Source organism: Acidovorax sp. GW821-FHT11A03, assembly GCF_058809075.1.
The window spans coordinates 95068-113756 of the sequence record NZ_JBXASG010000012.1; the positions used below are offsets into that span (position 1 = coordinate 95068).

16 protein-coding genes are annotated in these 18689 nt (G+C 69.3%); 10 read left to right on the forward strand and 6 right to left on the reverse strand.

The genetic code is table 11. The features are described from left to right. Positions 1–10: 10 nt before the first annotated feature. Complete coding sequence (gene lolD, locus AC1RVY_RS25510; protein ID WP_492245911.1) at positions 11–766, reverse strand: lipoprotein-releasing ABC transporter ATP-binding protein LolD; 756 nt, start codon at positions 764–766, stop codon at positions 11–13. After that, entirely contained in the window at positions 759–2012 is a 1254-nt protein-coding gene (locus tag AC1RVY_RS25515; protein WP_492808893.1) for a lipoprotein-releasing ABC transporter permease subunit, read from the reverse strand. Before AC1RVY_RS25515 ends, lolD begins: the two co-directional genes overlap by 8 nt. An 80-nt stretch (positions 2013–2092) precedes the next feature. Between AC1RVY_RS25515 and AC1RVY_RS25520 the strand changes: the two genes are divergently transcribed. Both AC1RVY_RS25520 and recJ read left to right on the forward strand, forming a co-directional pair. Next, complete coding sequence (locus AC1RVY_RS25520; RefSeq protein WP_492245913.1) at positions 2093–3049, forward strand: phosphoglycerate mutase; 957 nt, start codon at positions 2093–2095, stop codon at positions 3047–3049. Further along, positions 3046–4848, forward strand: coding sequence for a single-stranded-DNA-specific exonuclease RecJ (gene recJ / locus AC1RVY_RS25525; protein ID WP_492808895.1), 1803 nt, complete (start codon positions 3046–3048; stop codon positions 4846–4848). The genes AC1RVY_RS25520 and recJ overlap by 4 nt, the downstream gene beginning before the upstream one ends. A gap of 16 nt (positions 4849–4864) precedes the next feature. On the opposite strand, the gene AC1RVY_RS25530 is transcribed toward recJ, so the two are convergent. The 3 genes from AC1RVY_RS25530 to AC1RVY_RS25540 form a co-directional block, all read right to left on the reverse strand. Next, positions 4865–5074: a tautomerase family protein gene (locus AC1RVY_RS25530; protein WP_218339977.1), complete on the reverse strand. Its 210-nt coding sequence runs from the start codon at positions 5072–5074 to the stop codon at positions 4865–4867. Positions 5075–5260: 186 nt separating this feature from the next. After that, complete coding sequence (locus AC1RVY_RS25535; RefSeq protein ID WP_218339975.1) at positions 5261–7042, reverse strand: methyl-accepting chemotaxis protein; 1782 nt, start codon at positions 7040–7042, stop codon at positions 5261–5263. Positions 7043–7402: 360 nt separating this feature from the next. Continuing rightward, entirely contained in the window at positions 7403–9205 is a 1803-nt protein-coding gene (locus AC1RVY_RS25540; RefSeq protein ID WP_492808898.1) for a methyl-accepting chemotaxis protein, read from the reverse strand. 152 nt (positions 9206–9357) lie between these two features. Between AC1RVY_RS25540 and AC1RVY_RS25545 the strand changes: the two genes are divergently transcribed. Together AC1RVY_RS25545 and AC1RVY_RS25550 are read left to right on the forward strand one after the other, a co-directional pair. Then, entirely contained in the window at positions 9358–10227 is an 870-nt protein-coding gene (locus tag AC1RVY_RS25545; protein ID WP_218295777.1) for a 3',5'-nucleoside bisphosphate phosphatase, read from the forward strand. Between the two features lie 13 nt (positions 10228–10240). After that, complete coding sequence (locus AC1RVY_RS25550; RefSeq protein WP_218295778.1) at positions 10241–10876, forward strand: L-threonylcarbamoyladenylate synthase; 636 nt, start codon at positions 10241–10243, stop codon at positions 10874–10876. 183 nt (positions 10877–11059) lie between these two features. Here AC1RVY_RS25550 and AC1RVY_RS25555 read toward each other — a convergent pair whose 3' ends face one another. Beyond that, positions 11060–12250 (reverse strand): methyl-accepting chemotaxis protein, encoded by a 1191-nt coding sequence (locus AC1RVY_RS25555; RefSeq protein WP_369643118.1) that lies wholly within the window; start codon positions 12248–12250, stop codon positions 11060–11062. Between the two features lie 225 nt (positions 12251–12475). Here AC1RVY_RS25555 and AC1RVY_RS25560 point away from each other — a divergent pair, with 225 nt between their 5' ends. From AC1RVY_RS25560 to AC1RVY_RS25585, 6 genes are all read left to right on the forward strand, one after another. Further along, the gene (locus AC1RVY_RS25560; RefSeq protein WP_218295780.1) at positions 12476–13144 is read left to right on the forward strand and encodes a site-2 protease family protein; all 669 of its coding nucleotides are present in this window, start codon (positions 12476–12478) and stop codon (positions 13142–13144) included. A gap of 36 nt (positions 13145–13180) precedes the next feature. Next, positions 13181–14485, forward strand: coding sequence for a tryptophan--tRNA ligase (locus AC1RVY_RS25565; protein WP_492808901.1), 1305 nt, complete (start codon positions 13181–13183; stop codon positions 14483–14485). A gap of 194 nt (positions 14486–14679) precedes the next feature. After that, positions 14680–14940, forward strand: a complete 261-nt coding sequence (locus AC1RVY_RS25570; RefSeq protein WP_218295782.1) for a hypothetical protein — start codon at positions 14680–14682, stop codon at positions 14938–14940. Between the two features lie 74 nt (positions 14941–15014). Then, on the forward strand, positions 15015–16034 hold the full coding sequence (locus AC1RVY_RS25575; RefSeq protein ID WP_492808904.1) for a formylglycine-generating enzyme family protein: 1020 nt from the start codon (positions 15015–15017) through the stop codon (positions 16032–16034). Positions 16035–16174: 140 nt separating this feature from the next. Then, a complete protein-coding gene (locus tag AC1RVY_RS25580) occupies positions 16175–16873 on the forward strand; it encodes a response regulator transcription factor (protein WP_218295783.1) in 699 nt (232 codons plus the stop codon). An 86-nt stretch (positions 16874–16959) separates the two neighbouring features. Further along, a complete protein-coding gene (locus AC1RVY_RS25585) occupies positions 16960–18687 on the forward strand; it encodes a FecR family protein (RefSeq protein WP_492246546.1) in 1728 nt (575 codons plus the stop codon). Positions 18688–18689 lie beyond the last annotated feature (2 nt).

An 18689-nucleotide genomic window follows, 5' to 3' on the forward strand; every position in this document is an offset into this window, starting at 1 on the left:
GGGCCAGATATCAGGTCAGGTGGCCGAGCACCAGCCGCACCACGCGGCTGCAGCGCACGGCCAGGGATTCGTCGTGCGTGACCATCACGAACGCCGTGCCCTGGTCCCGCGCCAGCTGCATCATCAGTTCAAACACGCCGTCGGCCGTGGTGCGGTCGAGATTGCCCGTGGGCTCGTCGGCCAGCACGCAGGCCGGACGGGTGACCAGCGCCCGGGCGATGGCCACGCGCTGGCGCTCCCCCCCCGACAGCTCGGCCGGACGGTGGTGCAGGCGCTCCTTCAGCCCGACGGCGGCCAGCACCTTCGCGGCCTCGTGCTGGCACTGCTCGTACGGCATGCGGCGGATGCGCAGCGGCATGGCCACATTGTCCAGCGCGCTGAACTCGGGCAGCAGGTGGTGGAACTGGTAGATGAAGCCCAGGTGCTGGTTGCGCAGCTGGCCCTGCCGTTCGGCGGAGAGGGACGACATGGCCTCCCCCTTCAGGCGCACGGTGCCCGAGGTGGGCGCATCCAGCCCGCCCAGCAGGTGCAGCAAGGTGCTCTTGCCCGAGCCCGAGGCGCCGACGATGGCCAGCGTCTCGCCCGCGTGCACCCGCAGGTCCACGCCCTGCAGCACGGTCACGTCCAGGCGCCCTTCGGTGAAGCGCTTGGTCAGGCCGTGCGCCTCCAGCACCACCGGGCCATTCAAGCCCGCGTGGGCGGCGGGCGCCGCCTCGAAGGGCCGCGGGGACACGCCGGTGCCGAGCGTGGGGGTCGTATTACTCATAGCGCAGGGCCTCGGCAGGATTCACACGGCTGGCACGCCAGCTGGGGTAGAGCGTGGCCACGAAGGCCAGCACGAGCGAGATGATGCCGATGGGCAGGATGTCGCTGCTCTGCGGCTCGCTGGGCATCTTGCTGATCAGGTAAATGTCCTTGGGCAGGAAACTCGCGTTCAGCGCCCTCTCGATGGCCGGCACGATCACGTCGATGTTGAAGGCGATGGAGAGCCCCAGCAGCAGACCCACGGCCGTGCCGATCACGCCCACCATGGCGCCCTGCACCACGAAGATGCCCATGATGCTTTTCGGGCTGGCGCCCAGCGTGCGCAGGATGGCGATGTCGGCGCGCTTGTCGGTCACCGTCATCACCAGGGTGGACACCAGGTTGAACGCCGCCACGGCCACGATGAGCGTGAGGATGATGAACATCATGCGCTTTTCAAGCTGCACGGCCGCGAACCAGGTGCGGTTCTGCTGCGTCCAGTCGCGGATGAGCAGCTGGCCGCTTAAGGACCCCGCCAGCTGCTGGGCCACGTCGCGCGCCTGGTGCAGGTCCTTGAGCTTCAGGCGCACGCCCGTGGGGCCTTCCAGGCGGAAGATGCGCTGGGCGTCCTCATGGTGCAGCAGCACCAGCGCCGAGTCGTATTCGTAGTGGCCGGAATCAAACGTGCCCGCCACCGTCATCTGCTTGAGGCGTGGCACCACGCCCGCCGGGGTCACCTGGCCCGCGGGGGCGATCAGGGTGACCACATCGCCGGCGCGCACGCCCAAAGCGCGGGCCAGCTCGCCGCCCAGCACCACGCGGAATTCGCCGGGCACCAGCAGGTTGAGCGTTTTTTCGTTGGTGGCGGCCAGGTCCGTCACCGCGCCTTCCAGCGCCGGGTCGATGCCGCGGACCAGCGCGCCCTTCATGTCCTCGCCACGCGCCAGCAGCGCCTGCGCCGCCACGAACGGCGCAGCGCCCACCACGTTGGGGTTCTGCCTGGCCTCGGCCAGCGTGCGCGCCGGGTCGGGCAGCGCCGCGCCCTGGGGCGCAAAAATCTCGATGTGCGAGACCACGCTGAGCATGCGGTCGCGCACTTCCTTCTGAAAGCCGTTCATCACCGACAGCACGATGATGAGCGCCGCCACCCCAAGCGCGATGCCCAGCATGGACACGCCCGAGATGAACGAGATGAAGCCATTGCGCCGCGTGGCGCGGCCCGCGCGCGTGTAGCGCCAGCCCAGGGCCAGTTCGTAGGGGATTTGCATGAATAAGGAAAGAAGGCACTGCAGGGTGCGGAATGCACGCCACAGGCCGGCCAGATTGTGGCATCCCGGACAATAGGCCCATGTCGGACACCACCCATTTGCTCATTCCCTACGCCGCCAGCGCCTCCCCGGGATGCCAGCAAGCCCTGCAGGGCCTGGCCCTGCCCCACCTGGACCGGCTTCTGGCCCGGCTCAGCCCCCATCCCGCCCAGAGTGACAGCGGCGAGGAAACAACCTTCTCCGCCCCCCACGAACGCGCCCTGGCGCGCGCCCTGGGCCTGCCTGCGCAGGACGGCCGCATCCCCTGGGCCGCGTGGCACCGCCACCAGCAGGGCCAGCCCACCGATGGAGCGGCCTGGGCCTTTGTCACGCCCTGCCAGTGGCAGGTCAGCACCGACCACGTCACGCTGCGCGACCCTGAACTCCTGGGACTGGACGAGGCCGCGTCGCGCGCGCTGCTGGCCATCGTGTCCCCCTGGTTCGCCGAAGACGGCATCACCCTGCACTACGACCAGCCCACGCGCTGGCTGGCCCGCAGCCCGCTGTTTGCCCTGCTTGCCACCGCCTCGCTGGAACGCGTGCTGCTGCGCGACGTGCGCGCCTGGATGCCGGATGCGCGCGAGGCCCGCACGCTGCACCGCCTGCACAGCGAGATGCAGATGCTGCTCTACACCCACGCCTTCAACGACGAGCGCACGGCGCGCGGGCTGCCGGTGATCAACTCGTTCTGGGTGCATGGCACCGGCCCCCTGCCTGTGCCCGCCCCCACCTCCGCCACTGCGCCGACGGTGCCCACCACCCTGCGCGGCGCGGCGCTGAATGAAGACTGGCGCGCCTGGGCCGCCGCCTGGACCGCGCTGGACGCAGGCCCCGTGGCCGGCCTTCTGCGCAAGGCCGAAGACGGCGTGCCGGTGCAACTGACACTGTGTGGGGAGCGCAATGCGCTGGCCTTCCACAGCGCGCCCCGCACGCTGGCCCAGCGTTTTCAAAGCCTTTTCAGGCCCCAGCGCTTTGCAGAACTGCGCGAGAAGCTATGAAAATAGTAGCAAGAGACATCCCCCCCCGCGCCGCCTGGGCGCTGGAGCAAGCCGGCGTGCACCCGCTGCTGGCCCGCCTGTATGCCGCGCGCGGCGTGCGTGCCAAGGACGAGCTGGACGACGGCCTGGGCCGCCTGCTCCCTCCCTCGGGTTTGAAAGGCATTGACACCGCCGCCCGCCTGCTGGCCGACGCCATGGCGCAGAACAAGCGCCTCGTCATCGTGGCCGACTACGACTGCGACGGCGCCACCGCCTGCGCCGTGGGCGTGCGCGGACTGCGGTTGCTGGGCGCGCAGCACGTGGACTACCTCGTGCCCGACCGCGTGACGGACGGCTACGGCCTCACGCCCCCCATCGCCCGGCGCGTGGCCGAGCGCGGCGCCGACGTGCTCATCACCGTGGACAACGGCATCGCCAGCGTGGACGGCGTGGCCGAGGCCAAGGCGCTGGGCCTGCAGGTGCTCGTGACCGACCACCACCTTCCCGGGCCCGAACTGCCGGCGGCCGACGCCATCGTCAACCCCAACCAGCCCGGCTGCACGTTCGAGAGCAAGTCCATGGCCGGTGTGGGCGTGATGTTCTACGTGCTGCTGGCGCTGCGGGCCGAGCTGCGGGCGCGCGGAATCTTTGATGCGCCGAGCGCCGCCGGGCCGCCCCAAGGCGCGAGCGCCCCCCTGGGGGGCAGCGAACCACACGTAGTGAGGAGCGTGGGGGCGCACCAGCCCTTGCAACCCAAGCTCGACCCGCTGCTCACACTCGTGGCGCTGGGCACCGTGGCCGATGTGGTGAAGCTCGACGCCAACAACCGCCGCCTGGTCGCCCAGGGCCTGAAGCGCATCCGCGCGGGCCAGATGCCCACAGGCATCGCCGCGCTGTTCCATGCCGCAGGCCGCAAGGCCCCGGTGGCCACCACGTTCGACTTTGGCTTTGCGCTGGGCCCGCGCATCAATGCCGCGGGTCGCCTGGCCGACATGACGCTGGGCATCGAATGCCTGCTGACCGACGACGCAGGCCGCGCCGCCGAGCTGGCGGGCCTGCTCGACGGCATCAACCGCGAGCGCCGCGAGATCGAGGGCGGGATGCGCGACCAGGCCATGCTGATGGCCGAGAGCCTGTTCCAGGAAGACGAGGAGCCGCCCCCGGCCATCAGCGTGTTCGACCCCGACTTCCACGAAGGCGTGGTGGGCATCGTGGCCAGCCGCATCAAGGACAAGCTGCACCGTCCCACCTTCGTGTTCGCGGCCAGCAGCGCGCCGGGCAAGGAGCACGAGCTCAAGGGCTCGGGCCGCTCCATCCCCGGCTTTCACCTGCGCGATGCGCTCGACCTGGTGGCCAAGCGCCACCCGGGCGTGCTGCTGAAGTTCGGCGGCCATGCCATGGCGGCGGGCTGCACCGTGGCCGAAGAAGTGTTCGATGTGTTCGAGCGCGCCCTGGCCCAGGTGGCGCAGGAGTGGCTCGATGCCTCCACCCTCACCCGCCGCATCGAAACCGACGGCCCCCTGGCCCCCGAATACTGCCGCGCCGACATGGTGGACACCCTGCACCACGAAGTCTGGGGCCAGGGCTTTGCGCCGCCCACGTTCAGCGAAGAAGTGCAGATCGTGAGCCAGCGCCTGGTGGGCGAGTCCAAGAACCACCTGTCGATCAAGCTCATGCACCAGGGCAACCCGGTGGATGCCATCTGGTTCGGCCACACCGAGCAACTGCCCGCGCGCGTGCTGCTGGCCTTCCGCCTCGATGTGAACGAGTGGAAGGGCGAGCGCAAGGTGCAGTTCCTGGTCGAGGGCGCGCAGCTCTGAGGACTGCGCGCGCGGGTCACTGGCGGCGCTGGCGGATCGCCGTCACCGGCTCCCCGCCCTGGCCCCAGTTTTCGGGGTCCACTTCGTCAATGATGACCGTCACGGTCTCGGGCCGCTTGTCCAGCACCTGCTGCATCAGCTGGGTGACGCCGGCGATGAGCGCCGCCTTCTGCGCGGCCGTGGTGGGCAGGTCGCGCCGGGCGAGGCGGATGTTGACGAGGGGCATGGGCAAGTCCTTTTCGGGGGTGCGCGGAAACGAACGGCGCACAAGGCGCCACAGGAACCAAGGCAGCGAGGGCCGCCTTCATGGAGAAGGCGGTAGACGGCGCGATGAAATGGGCCGCCCGCGCACGGCTGGCAAGCGCTGGTAGCTATCTATTTAGTAGCAACCAGCCCAACCCAGTGGCGGCCGTCAGAAGCTCTCCCAGTCGTCATCGCCGCCACGGGAAGCCGCCGCCGGCGGTGGCGCGGGCCGGGCCGCCGGGGCCGCGGGCGGCGCAAGCCGGGCCGGGGCCGGTGCTGGAGGCCGTGCAACGGCGGGTTTGGCCCCCGCCACGCGCGGGTGGTGGGTGGCGGCCACCTTGGCCGCGGCCGGCCGGGGCGCGGCAGCGGGCGCCGGGCGGGGTGCTGCTGGCGCGCGCACCGCGACCGCGCCCACGTTGAACACCGACACCACCTCGGCCAGCCTCTGCGCCTGGTCGCGCATCGAGGCCGCCGCCGCCGTCGACTCCTCCACCAGCGCCGCGTTCTGCTGTGTCATCTGGTCGAGGTGCGTCACCGCCTGGTTCACCTGGGCGATACCGTCGCGCTGCTCTGTCGAGGATGCCGTGATCTCTCCAATGAGGTCGCTCACCCGCTGCACGCTCGCCACGATTTCCTCCATGCTCTGGCCCGCCTGCGCCACCTGGGCCGACCCCGATTCCACGTTCTGCACCGAGGCGCTGATCAGGGTCTTGATTTCCTTGGCCGCCTCGGCGCTGCGCCCGGCCAGGCTGCGCACTTCGCTGGCCACCACCGCGAAGCCCCGGCCCTGCTCGCCCGCCCGGGCCGCCTCCACCGCAGCATTCAGCGCCAGGATGTTGGTCTGGAAGGCAATGCCGTCGATGACGCCGATGATGTCGTTGATCTTGCGCGAGCTGTCGGTGATCTGCTGCATGCTGGTGACCACCTGGCCCACCACTTCGCCACCGCGTGCCGCCGCCTGCGCGGCCGTTCCGGCCAGCTGGTTGGCCTGGCGCGCGGTGTCCGCCGACTGGCTCACCGTGGCCGTCAGCTCTTCCATGCTCGCCGCCGTCTCTTCCAGGTTGGAGGCCGTCTGCTCCGTGCGCGCCGACAGGTCGTGGTTGCCGTTGGCGATCTGGATCGACGCCGACGACACCGAGTCCACCCCCGAGCGCACCTCGCTCACCACGCCGCGAAGGCGTGCCGACATGGCCGACAGCGAGCGCAGCATGTGGCCGAACTCGTCCTTGCGGACGGATTGCAGCTCCTGGGTGAGGTCGCCCGCCGCGATGGCGTCGATGGTGTTCACCGCCTCATCCAGCGGAAGGGTGATGGAGCGCACCAGCTTCCAGGCCAGGAACAGCCCCACGGCCATCAGCACCAGCGAGGTGATGATTCCCCAGATCGCGTATTCCACGCGGCGCGCCGAGGCGTCGGCGCGGATGGCGTCGCGGCGCGTCTCGAGCGTGGCGACGAAGTCGTCCTGCGCCTTGAGGTATTTGGTGACCAGGGGGGCGAATTCGTTGTCGGCGAACCGCTGGGTCGCCACGGCGTCGCCGGCGCCCTTGAGCTCCCAGGTCTTGGCGGTGGCCGCCAGCACGGCCTTGCGGGCCTCCAGCACCTTGTCCAGCGCAGCCTTTTCCTCGGGGGCGGTGGCCGAGGCCACGATGCCTTCCTGCACCTTGTTGATGTTGCCGATGATCTCCTTGACCTTGGCGCCATACTGCTCGGCCAGCACGGCATCCGTGGTCACGGCGCCGCCCATGACCATGGTGACGGCCGTCTCGGTGGCGCCGCGCCAGCGCACGGCGGCGGAGATGCGCCCCTCGATGTCCACGACGGCGTCGATCGCCGAGGACATGGAGCTGTTGGCCCGGTTCTGGGCAAAGCCCGAGAGCAGCAGCATGCCGATCATCAGGCCCAGAAATGCGCCCCACAGCTTGCGGGAAACGCGGATATTGTCGAGTTGCATGGGTTGTTCTTCCTCGTGGATCTGTAGTGTTTTCATGCAAGGCGAGGTTCGCCAGGGAAACATCCGATTACATCAGCAAACAACCCATAGCCTACGCCAGCCCGGCGCGCCGCCACGCCAGCACCTCACCGGGAGAAACCCGCATTCCCCACCGGCGGCCACGCGGGCGCACGCCGGGCACGGACCGCGAGCGGCGCAAACGGGGCACAGAGGTGGAACGGGGGAGGCAAGAGTCAGGGCGCCAGCGCCCCCTGGCGCCTGTTCTTGCAAAAAACGGCCTCCAGCGCTTGATGGTCAAGCGCCTTCAGCTATTATTTCGAGAGCAATCAGTTCGGCAGCGGCCAGGGCCTCCACCCCGGATCAGAAGCTTTCCCACTCATCGTCGTTGCCTCCCGAGGTGGCGCGTGGCGCCGGTGAGTGAGATGGTGCCGGGGCAGCCGCCTTGGGGGCGGCGGCCGGCGCGGGGGAAGACAGCCGCGCGGCCGCTGGCGCCTTGGCGCTGCCCGCGGGCTTGCCGCTGGCACTGGTACCCACGCGGGCCTTGGCGGCGGGCGCGGGCCTCGGCGCCATGGCGGGTGGCGCGGAACGGGCGGGCGCGGTGGGAGCCCGGCTGGCCACGGCCCCCACGTTGAACATGGCCACCACCTCGGCCAGCCTCTGCGCCTGGTCGCGCATCGAGGCTGCAGCGGCGGTGGACTCTTCCACCAGCGCCGCGTTCTGCTGTGTCATCTGGTCGAGGTGCGTCACCGCCTGGTTCACCTGGGCGATACCGTCGCGCTGCTCTGTCGAGGATGCCGTGATCTCTCCAATGAGGTCGCTCACCCGCTGCACGCTCGCCACGATTTCCTCCATGCTCTGGCCCGCCTGCGCCACCTGGGCCGACCCCGATTCCACGTTCTGCACCGAGGCGCTGATCAGGGTCTTGATTTCCTTGGCCGCCTCGGCGCTGCGCCCGGCCAGGCTGCGCACTTCGCTGGCCACCACCGCGAAGCCCCGGCCCTGCTCGCCCGCCCGGGCCGCCTCCACCGCAGCATTCAGCGCCAGGATGTTGGTCTGGAAGGCAATGCCGTCGATGACGCCGATGATGTCGTTGATCTTGCGCGAGCTGTCGGTGATCTGCTGCATGCTGGTGACCACCTGGCCCACCACTTCACCACCGCGTGCCGCCGCCTGCGCGGCCGTTCCGGCCAGCTGGTTGGCCTGGCGCGCGGTGTCCGCCGACTGGCTCACCGTGGCCGTCAGCTCTTCCATGCTCGCCGCCGTCTCTTCCAGGTTGGAGGCCGTCTGCTCCGTGCGCGCCGACAGGTCATGGTTGCCGTTGGCGATCTGGATCGACGCCGACGACACCGAGTCCACCCCCGAGCGCACCTCGCTCACCACGCCGCGAAGGCGGTCTGACATGGCCGACAGGGCCCGCGTGAGCATGCCCAGCTCGTCCTTGCGGTCGTCGTGGATGTTCTGCGTGAGGTCGCCCGCCGAGATGGCCTCGGCCAGGGCCACCGCGCGGTCCAGCGGCGCCGTGATGGAACGCACCAGCATCGCGGCCAGCAGCATGCCCAGCAGCACCACGGCGACGGCTGCCACGGCACCGATCAGCACCAGGTTACCGCGCGTGTCGTGCGCCGCACGGACGGCTTCATCGCGCTGGCTTTGCTGCGCGGCCACGAACTTGTCGATGGCCTCCAGGTAGGCCACGGCCTTGGGGCGGTAGACGTTCGCCAGGTACGCCTGCTTGGCCGCCGCATCGCCCGCATCCGTCAGCTCCTTGAGCTTGTCGGTCTGGCCCCGGATATCCGCACGCGTGGCCGCCACCTGCGCGAGCGCCGCCTTGTCCTCGGGCGAGACGGAGGTCTTGTTGATCTTTTCCTGCACCGGCGTGATGCGCGCGGTGAGCGCGGCCACCCGGGTGTCGAAGTCGGCCTTGAGCGCCTGGTCGGTAGTGACGAAACTCGCCATCGACATCGTCACGGCCACCTCGGCCAGGCCGCGCCAGGTCACGGCGGTGGTGATGGCGGCTTCGTATTTTTCCACGGCCTCTTCGGTGGACGCCGTCACCTGCCGGCCGTACCACTGGGTCCAGATGGCCGAGACCAGCATGAGCGCCAGAAGGCCCAGGATGACGCTCCACATCTTGTGGGACACGCGCAGGTCGTTGAATTTCATGGTTGCTCCTTGGAACGCCTACGATGGTCTGAAAGGACTGCCCGGCACATGGCCCCGGCCGAGGTTGCCGGGCCGCCGGACGCAATGCCCCTGACTGCAGTGTTGCTGGGTTCGGCAAGGCACGTTATCGGTACAAGCCCTAAAATGGCCTCGTGACAACCATACTCAACGCCGACCTGCACTGCCATTCCGTGGTATCCGACGGAACCATGACCCCCGAGGACTTGGCCGCGCGGGCCAGGGCAAACGGTGTCGAGCTGTGGGCGTTGACCGACCATGACGAAATCGGCGGCCAGCACCGCGCCCGCGCAGCCGCCCACGCACAGGGCATGGCCTATCTCACGGGTACCGAGATTTCCGTCACCTTCGCCGACACCACCGTCCACATCGTCGGCCTGGGGTTCGACCCCGACGACGCGCAGCTGGCCCAGGGCCTGGCCGCGACCCGGGGCGGGCGCGGCGAACGCGCCAAGGACATGGCGCAGCAGCTGGCCCAGGTGGGCATCCAGGGCGCGTATGAAGGCGCCCTGCAGTTCGTGGGCAACCCGGCGCTGATCTCGCGCACGCATTTCGCTCGCTTCCTGGTGGAAACCGGGGTCTGCAAGGACACCTCCGAGGTATTCCGCAAGTTCCTCACCGAAGGCAAGCCCGGCTACGTGCCGCACCGCTGGGCGTCGCTGGGCGACGCCGTGCGCTGGATCACGGACGCGGGCGGCATGGCGATCATTGCCCATCCGGCGCGCTACAAGTTCAGCGCCAATGAGGAATTCGCGCTGTTTTCCGAGTTCAAGACCCACGGCGGGCGCGGGGTGGAGGTCGTCACCGGCAGCCACAGCGCTGCCGAATACGTCACCTACGCCGGCATGGCGCAGGAATTCGGCCTGGCCGCGTCGCGCGGCAGCGACTTCCACAGCCCCGATGAATCGCACACCGACCTGGGCACCCTGCCGCTGTTGCCCGGCGCGCTGACACCCGTGTGGGAGCTGCTGTCCGACCGCATCCTCCATCCGGCCAACGCCTGAGGCGCACCCGTTCATGGCCCAGTATTTCGAAGTCCATCCCGACAACCCGCAGCCCCGCCTGCTCAAGCAGGCGGCGGCGCTGCTGCAAAAGGGCGGCATCGTGGCCGTGCCCACCGACTCCAGCTATGCCCTCGTCTGCCACCTGGACGACAAGGACGCCGTGGACCGCCTGCGCCGCATCCGCCAGGTGGACGACAGGCACCACCTCACGCTGCTGTGCCGCGACCTGTCGGAGCTGGCCAACTATGCGCGCGTGGACAACCGGCAGTACCGCCTGCTGAAGCTGGGCACGCCCGGCCCCTACACCTTCATCCTCGAAGCCACCAAGGAAGTGCCGCGCCGCGTGAGCCACCCCTCGCGCAAGACCATCGGCCTGCGCGTGCCCGACCGCAAGGGCCTGCAGCTGCTGCTGGAACTGCACGGCGCCCCCTTGCTGGCCACCACGCTGATACCCGCTGGCGAGACGGAACCGCTGAACGACCCGCAGGAAATCCGCGAGCGCTATGAAAAGCTGGTGGATGCCGTGGTGGATGCGGGCGCCTGCCCGCTGGAGCCCACCACGGTGGTGGACCTGACCCCCATGGGCACCGGCGGCGAACCCGAAGTGATGCGCGAAGGCCGGGGCAGCTTGAAGGCTCTGGGGCTGTAAAAACTGCAGGCCCGGGGGCCCGCCCGGCGCCCGCGCAGAGCGGTCTTGAGGATCGGCAAAAGCGCCTTTCAGGCTACCGCGCCCAAAAACCGGCGCTGCCAAAACCAGCGCCACCGTGGAACTGGCTCCGCCAGGCCACCGGTGGCGTCCCCCTGAGGGGGAAGCGGCGCAGCCGCTCAGGGGCTACAGCTTGAACGCACCCACGGCCTGCTCCAGGTCCCGGGCCTGCGCGGTGAGCGAGGTCGCGGTGGACACGGCGCTCTGAACCAGCGCGGCCGTTTCCTGCGTGGAGCCATCCATGTGCGACACCGCCACATTCACGTGGCTGATGGCCTCGCTCTGCTCGCGCAGGGCGATGGAGATTTCCCCCAGCAGCGCGCTCACCTGGCCCACGGCGGTCACGATTTCGGCCATGGTCTTGCCAGCCTTGCCCACCTGGCCGGCGCCGCTCTCCACCTGCTCCACCGACGCGCTGATGAGCGCCTTGATCTCGCGCGCGGCGACCGCGCTGCGCTGGGCCAGGTTGCGCACCTCGCTGGCCACCACCGCGAAGCCCCGGCCCTGCTCGCCCGCGCGGGCGGCCTCCACGGCGGCGTTCAGCGCCAGGATGTTGGTCTGGAAGGCAATGCCTTCGATGACCTGGATGATGTCCACGATCTTGCGCGAGCTGCCGCTGATGGCCTGCATGGTCTGCACCACCTCGCCCACCACGGTGCCGCCGTGCTCGGCGATGGCCGAGGCCTTGACGGCCAGGCCGCTGGCGGAATGGGCGCGCTCGGCGTTCTGGCGCACGGTGGCGGTCAGTTGCTCCATGCTGGCCGCCGTTTCGGTCAGGGAGGACACCTGGTCCTCCGCACGGCGGGACAGGTCGGTGTTCCCGTGGTCGATGTTCACCGCGGAGGCGCTGATGGCATCCGCATCCTGCTTGATGCGCGACACCAGGTCGGTCAGCGTGTCTTCCATGGTGCCCAGCGCCCCCAGCAGCCGGCCGAAGTCCCCTTCCAGGTCCGAACTGAATTCCTGGCTCAGGTCCCCCGAGGCCACGGTTTCGGCGATCAGGATGGCCTGGTTGAGCGGGCTGACAATGCCGCTGCGCAGCGTGAGAAAAGCCACCAGCGAGAGCGCGAACACCGCCAGCCCGCCGCCCACGATCCAGCCGCGCGCGCCTTGTAGGTGCTCCTGCGCCTGCGTGGCCTTGGCCGTGCGTTCACCGTCCGCGGCGGCGTTGCTGGCCGTGGACACCGCGCCGCGGTAGGCGTCTTCGGCCCGGCCGATCCTGGACATCGCCATGCCCATGGTCAGCGCCACCAGCAGGGCGATGCCCCCGAACGCAAGAATGAGGCGGGTTCCGATTTTGAGGTGATCCAAGGGCACGGGAATGTCTCCGAAAGGGGTCTGCGTAGTATGAGTGTGGGCCAGAGCGCAAGAAAAGGGCTGGACGCGAGCCCAACAGATGCAATTCGTTACGCCATGCCACATGCTATCAACGATTTGTCCGCCACTCCCGATCTTGTCGTACCACTGGCCGCCACGCTGCCCGGCAGGCCCCTCCTCCCGCGCGGCCCGGGACCCATGCCACGCGTCTGAGACAATCGACAGGTGGACATCTCCAATCTCATCCAAACCGTTCTGATCTACGCCCTGCCGGTGCTGTTCGCCATCACCGTGCACGAGGCAGCCCATGGCTACGCCGCGCGCCACTTTGGCGACAACACCGCGTACATGATGGGCCGGATCACCCTCAACCCGCTCAAGCACATCGACCCGGTCGGCACCATCCTGATGCCGCTGCTGCTGTACTTCGCGACCTCGGGGGCCTTCCTGTTCGGCTATGCCAAGCCCGTGCCGGTCAACTTCGGCAACCTGCGCAACCCCAAGAAGCACATGGTGTGGGTGGCGCTGGCGGGGCCCGCCTCCAACTTCATCCAGGCCATCGTCTGGGCCGTGCTGCTGGTGTCCCTGGTGGGCTTTGGCGTGGACGAGCGCTTCTTCATCGAAATGGCCCGCGCCGGGGTGCTGGTCAACCTGGTGATGTGGGCGTTCAACCTGTTTCCGCTGCCTCCGCTCGACGGCGGGCGCATCCTGGTGGGCCTGCTGCCCTGGAAACAGGCCCACATGGTCTCGCGCATCGAGCCCTGGGGCTTCTTCATCGTGATGGGCCTCGTGATCGCGGGCGTGGTGGGCACGCTGTGGCTGCGCCCGCTGATGTCGCTGGGCTACGGCGCCATCAACCTGCTGCTCACGCCGCTCACCGCCTTGCTGCGCTGATCGCCTTTTCTCCCCCTTTTTGCTGACACCGTCTCCATGAGCACCACGCGCTTTCTCACCGGCATCACCACCACGGGCACGCCCCACCTGGGCAACTTCGTGGGTTCCATCCGCCCGTCCGTGGCCGCCAGCCTCACGCCCGGCGTGCAGAGCTTCTACTTCCTGGCCGACTACCACGCGCTCATCAAGTGCGAAGACCCGGCGCGCATCCAGCGCTCCACGCTGGAGATCGCGGCGAGCTGGCTGGCCGCAGGGCTGAACCCCGAGAAGGTCACGTTCTACCGCCAGTCCGACATCCCCGAGATCCCTGAACTCACCTGGCTCTTGACCTGCGTGACCGGCAAGGGCGTGCTCAACCGCGCCCACGCCTACAAGGCCAGCGTGGACAAGAACACCGCCGCCGGGCGCGAACAGGACGACGGCGTGACGGCCGGGCTGTTCATGTACCCCGTGCTCATGGGCGCCGACATCCTGATGTTCAAGGCCCACAAGGTGCCCGTGGGCCGCGACCAGATCCAGCACATCGAGATGGCGCGCGACATGGCTGCGAGCTTCAACCACCTCTACGGCGAGCACTTCGTGCTGCCCGAAGCCGCCATCGACGACCACGTGGCCACCCTGCCGGGGCTGGACGGCCGCAAGATGAGCAAGAGCTACGACAACACCATCCCGCTGTTCAGCTCGCGCGAGCAGCTCAAGAAGCTCATCGGCGGCATCCTGACCGATTCGCGCGCGCCCGGCGAGCCCAAGGAGGTCGAAGGCTCCGCGCTGTTCCAGATCTACCAGGCCTTCGCCACGCCCGCGGAGACCGAGGCCCTGCGCAAGGCCTACGCCGACGGCATCGCCTGGGGTGATGCCAAGAACACCCTGTTCGAGCGCGTGGACCAGGTGATCGCCCCCATGCGCGCGCAGTACGAGGAACTCATCCACAACCCCGCGCGCATCGAGCAAACGCTGCTGGCCGGTGCCGAACGCGCCCGCGCGCTGGCCACGCCGTTCATCCGCGAGCTGCGCGCCGCTGTGGGCCTGCGCAGTCTGGCCCAGGCCACTGCGGCGCCCAAGCCCGCCAAGGCCGCGAAAGCCGCGCTGCCTTCGTTCAAGCAGTACCGCGAAGCCGACGGCAAGTTCTACTTCAAGCTCGTGGATGCAGACGGCCGCCTGCTGCTGCAAAGCATCGGTTTTGACGCGCCCAAGGAAGCTGGCCAGGCCATTGCCCAGCTACAAAAGGACAGCACGGCGCTGCAAACCCTGGCCCCGCGCCTGGCACCAGTGGACGGCGTGCAGGCCGCCGAGGTGGCTGCCGCCCTGCAGGCCCTGGCCGAGGCAGCCTCTGCGGCGTAAGCCGGGCACTCTGGCCGCGCCTGGGCATTGCACGGAAATGCTCTTTTTTATAGCACTCAAGGCACATGGTGACTGCGCCTGGGGCCTGAATAGGTAAAAAATGGCGCCGCGCGCCGTGTCTTGACGGCTACGAGCATGCCTGGCGTGCGGGCATGTGCGTAAACTGCGTTCCCTGATCTGCTCGGGAGACTTCCATGAAACTGCTGTGTGCCTCGGTGTCAGTGCTGGCCTTGCTCGCCGGCTGCAATGCGACCAACCCCCATGGCCCCTCGGGCCCCATGGCCTCGGGCCGCGACCGCACTTTCAGTGTGCCGGTCTATGGCCCAGACACCTCCCAGGCCTACGCCGCGGCCAGCCGCGAATGCCAGCGCATGGCCCTGCACGCCAAACTGCTGCGCAACGACGGCTCGCGCCTGGTGTTCGAATGCGTGAGTGAGTTGCAGGACAAGCCTTGAGGCCACGCGCCCGCGCCGCCCCATTGCCGCCGGCATTGCCTGCATTGCCGGCAGTTCGCCGTGGGGCGCTGATAGTGGTGTTGACTGCGCTGCTGGCCGGCTGCCAGCACCCACCGGCAGCGCAGGACGCGCGCCCCGCCACGGCCCCCTGGATCAACAGCCTGGGCATGGCCTTTGTCCGGGTGCCGGCGGGCAGCTTCTGGATGGGTGGCGTCCCGCCGCTCGAGACCCTGGAAAAAGCCTTCCCGCTGCTGGAGCGCCAGCGCTTGACCGACCTGGCAGACGAGTCCCCGGCCCACGAGGTGCACGTCACCCGCGCCTTCTACCTGGGCCAGCACGAGGTCACGGTGGGGCAGTTCCGGCGCTTTGTCCAAGCATCCGGGTACCAGCCCGAGTCCGAGGCGGACGGCACCGGCGGCTATGGCTACAACCCTGCCTACGACCCGGCCACCACGCGGCGCGGCGATGCGTTTGAGGGCCGCGACCCGCGCTATTCGTGGCGCAACCCCGGCTTTGCGCAAGGCCCGGACCACCCGGTCGTCAACGTGACCTGGAACGACGCCCAGGCCCTGGCCCGGTGGCTGAGCCGCACCGAAGGCCACCGCTACCGCCTGCCGACCGAGGCCGAATGGGAGTACGCCTGCCGCGCGGGCACCCGCACCCGCTACCCCCACGGCGATGACCCGCAGGGGCTGCTGCGCACCGCCAATACCTTCGACCAGGAGGCCGCCCCCCTGTGGCCCCGCTGGCGGCAGCACGCGCTGGAGGGCAGCGACGGCCACGCCTTCACCGCGCCCGTGGGCAGCTATGCGCCCAATGCCTTCGGGCTGCACGACATGCTGGGCAATGCCTGGGAATGGGTATCGGACTGGCACGGGGACACGTACTACGCACAGTCTCCGCACGACGACCCGCAGGGGCCCGACGAAGGCTCGGTGCGCGTGCGCAGGGGAGGCTCGTGGCACACATGGTCGTTCTACGCGCGCTGCGGCTACCGCAACTGGAACAGCCCGCAGACCCGCTACACCCTGGTCGGCATGCGGCTGGTGCGCGAGATTGCCCCAGAGTCCCGCCCCTTGGCCCCCGACCGCTGAACGGCGCCCGCCCTTCCCCGTCCCCGGCGCGCCACAAACCGTCAACAAATGTCAACTTGCTGACGGCACCGCGTGCCCGCCCCCTCGGAGGCGGTGGTTCTCGCAAATAATCCGCAATTGCATTCTCGACGGGGGAAACCATGCGCATAGCCGCGTTGGACGACGATGCGCTCCAGCTGGATCTGATCAAACAGGCCACGGAGGCAATGGGCCATGTCTGCCACACCCATCTCAATGGCGCGGACCTGCTGCGTGAAATGCGCCGCGAAACCTTTGACCTGCTGATCGTGGACTGGCACCTGCCAGACACCACCGGGCCGGAAGTGGTGCGCTGGGTGCGCAAGAACGTGGGCACCCAGTTGCCCATCCTGTTCGTAACGCACCGCCAGGAAGAGCGCGACATCGTCGAAGGCCTGGGCAGCGGCGCGGACGACTTCATGGTCAAGCCCGTGCGCATCGGCGAGCTCAATGCCCGCGTCTCGGCCTTGCTGCGCCGCGCCTATCCGGACAATGCGGGCGGCGTGGTGGAGTTCGGGCGCTACCGCTTCCTGTGCGAGACCCGCTCCATCGAAATCGACGGCGTGCCGGTGGAGCTGAAAAACCGCGAGTACGATCTCGCCCTGTTCCTGTTTCAGAACATGGGCCGGCTGCTGTCGCGCGACCACCTCAAGGACATCATCTGGGGCCAGGTCGCGGATGTGATGTCGCGCTCGCTGGACACCCACATCTCGCGCCTGCGCACCCTGCTGGACCTGCGGCCTTCCAACGGTTTCATCGTCTCGGCAGTCTACGGCGTGGGCTACCGTTTTGAAGCCGTGGAGGCCCAGCGAAGGGCCTGACCCGAACCACCTTCCACGGCCCCCAGAGGGCGCCGTGGCCTGCCCAGCCGCCCGAGGCGGCACAAAGGAGATCTGACTTGGCAACGATGAAAGGGCGCGTCCGCTGGACCCTGGGCGCCACCGCGGCACTCACCCTCGGCTTCCTGGCGAGCCTGGTGCCCCCCCGCGCCGAGGCCCGCTCCGCCACGCCCCAGGGTGACGAGATTCCCCACACCGTGCAGGCAGGGGACACGCTCGAAGGCCTGGCCAGATCCTATCTGGCCGCCCCCCACCAATGGCCGCTGCTGCAGGCCCGCAACAAGGTGGCCAACCCCCGGCGCCTGCAGCCGGGCTCGGTGGTGTGGATTCCGGTGCACCTGCAGCCTTCGGAGCCGGCCACCGTGGAGTTCGTGCACGGCATGGCCACCGGGCAGGCGCGCGCGGATGCCGCGCCGGAGCCCCTTGTGAAGGGCGGCCGGCTCGATGAAGGCGCCGTGGTGCAGGTCGGCCCCGATGCCTTCGTGGCCGTCAAGCTCGCGGATGGCACGGTGGTACGGGTCCAGGCCCATTCCGAGCTGCAGCTGCGGCAGCTGCGCCGGCGAGGGCGCGCGGGCAGCCTGCAATCGGTGCTGGAGATGCGCAGCGGCGCGGTGGAGTCCTCGGTGCCACCCAGCGCCGAGGCGTTTCGCCGCTTCGAGTTGCGCACGCCGCTGGCCGTGACCAGCGTGCGCGGTACCCATTTCAGCGTGGCGATGGGCGACGCCGGCCAGACCACCGCCTCGGTGCAAAGCGGCTCCGTGGCGGTGCAGCCGCGCCCGGACGGTGCCACCGCCGCCCCCGCGCCCACCGGCGCCATGCTCGCGCCGGGCCAGGGCCTGGCCGTGGCGGCCGATGGCACCGTCGGCGCCCCCCGGCCCCTGCTGGCGGCGCCCGACACGTCGGGCGTGCCGGCCACGCTGGGGGATGCGGGCCTGCTGGCCATCGATGTGCCCGCGCTGCCCGGCGCGGTCCGCTACGAGGCCCAGGTGGCCCGGGACCCGGATTTCACCCAGGTGCTGCGCCACGGCCGCTTCGCGGACGGCCAGCTGCGCTGGAAAGCCCTGGAAGACGGCAAGTACTACCTGTCCGTGCGCGCACTGGACGATGCGGGCATCCCGGGGCTGCCCGCCGTGCTGCCCTTCGCGATCAAGACGCGCCCCGTGGCGCCGCTGTACCAGCAGCCCGCGCCCGGCGCCGTGGTGGTCAGCGGCACGGGCGAGCTGCTGTGCACCCACGTGCCCGGCGCGCGCTGGTACCGCGTGCAGGTGGCCGGCAGCGCGCAGTTCGCCCAGCCGCTGCTCGATGCGCAGCGCCTGGGCGAGTGCCGCCTGCCCCTGGGTGCCCTGCCCGCGGGCAGCTACTTCTGGCGCGTGGCCAGCCTGCTGGAACTGCCCGATGGCCAGGCCGACCAGGGGCCGTTTGCACCGCCCCAGCCCTTCATGGTGGCGGACCGCCCCGCCACTCTGTCCCTGCAGTCGGTGCAGGCGCAGGAAGGCGACACCGACGTGCGCCTGCACTGGCCTGCGCTGCCCGGCCAGCGATTCCGCCTGCAGCTGGCCGGTGCCGGCGACCTCGCATTCGACAAGCTCGTGCTCGACACCCTGCTCGATGCTCCCGAATGGCGGGCCGGCAACCTGCCCGCGGGCAGCTACCTGGTGCGCATCCAGGTGCAGGATTCCACGGGCCTGCAAAGCGACTTCTCGCCGCCACGCCAGATCCGGGTGGGTTCAGGGGTCAGCACGGGCACCGGCCTGCCGGTCTCCACATCGAACGGCCAGCCCGTGGGGCGGCCTTGAGA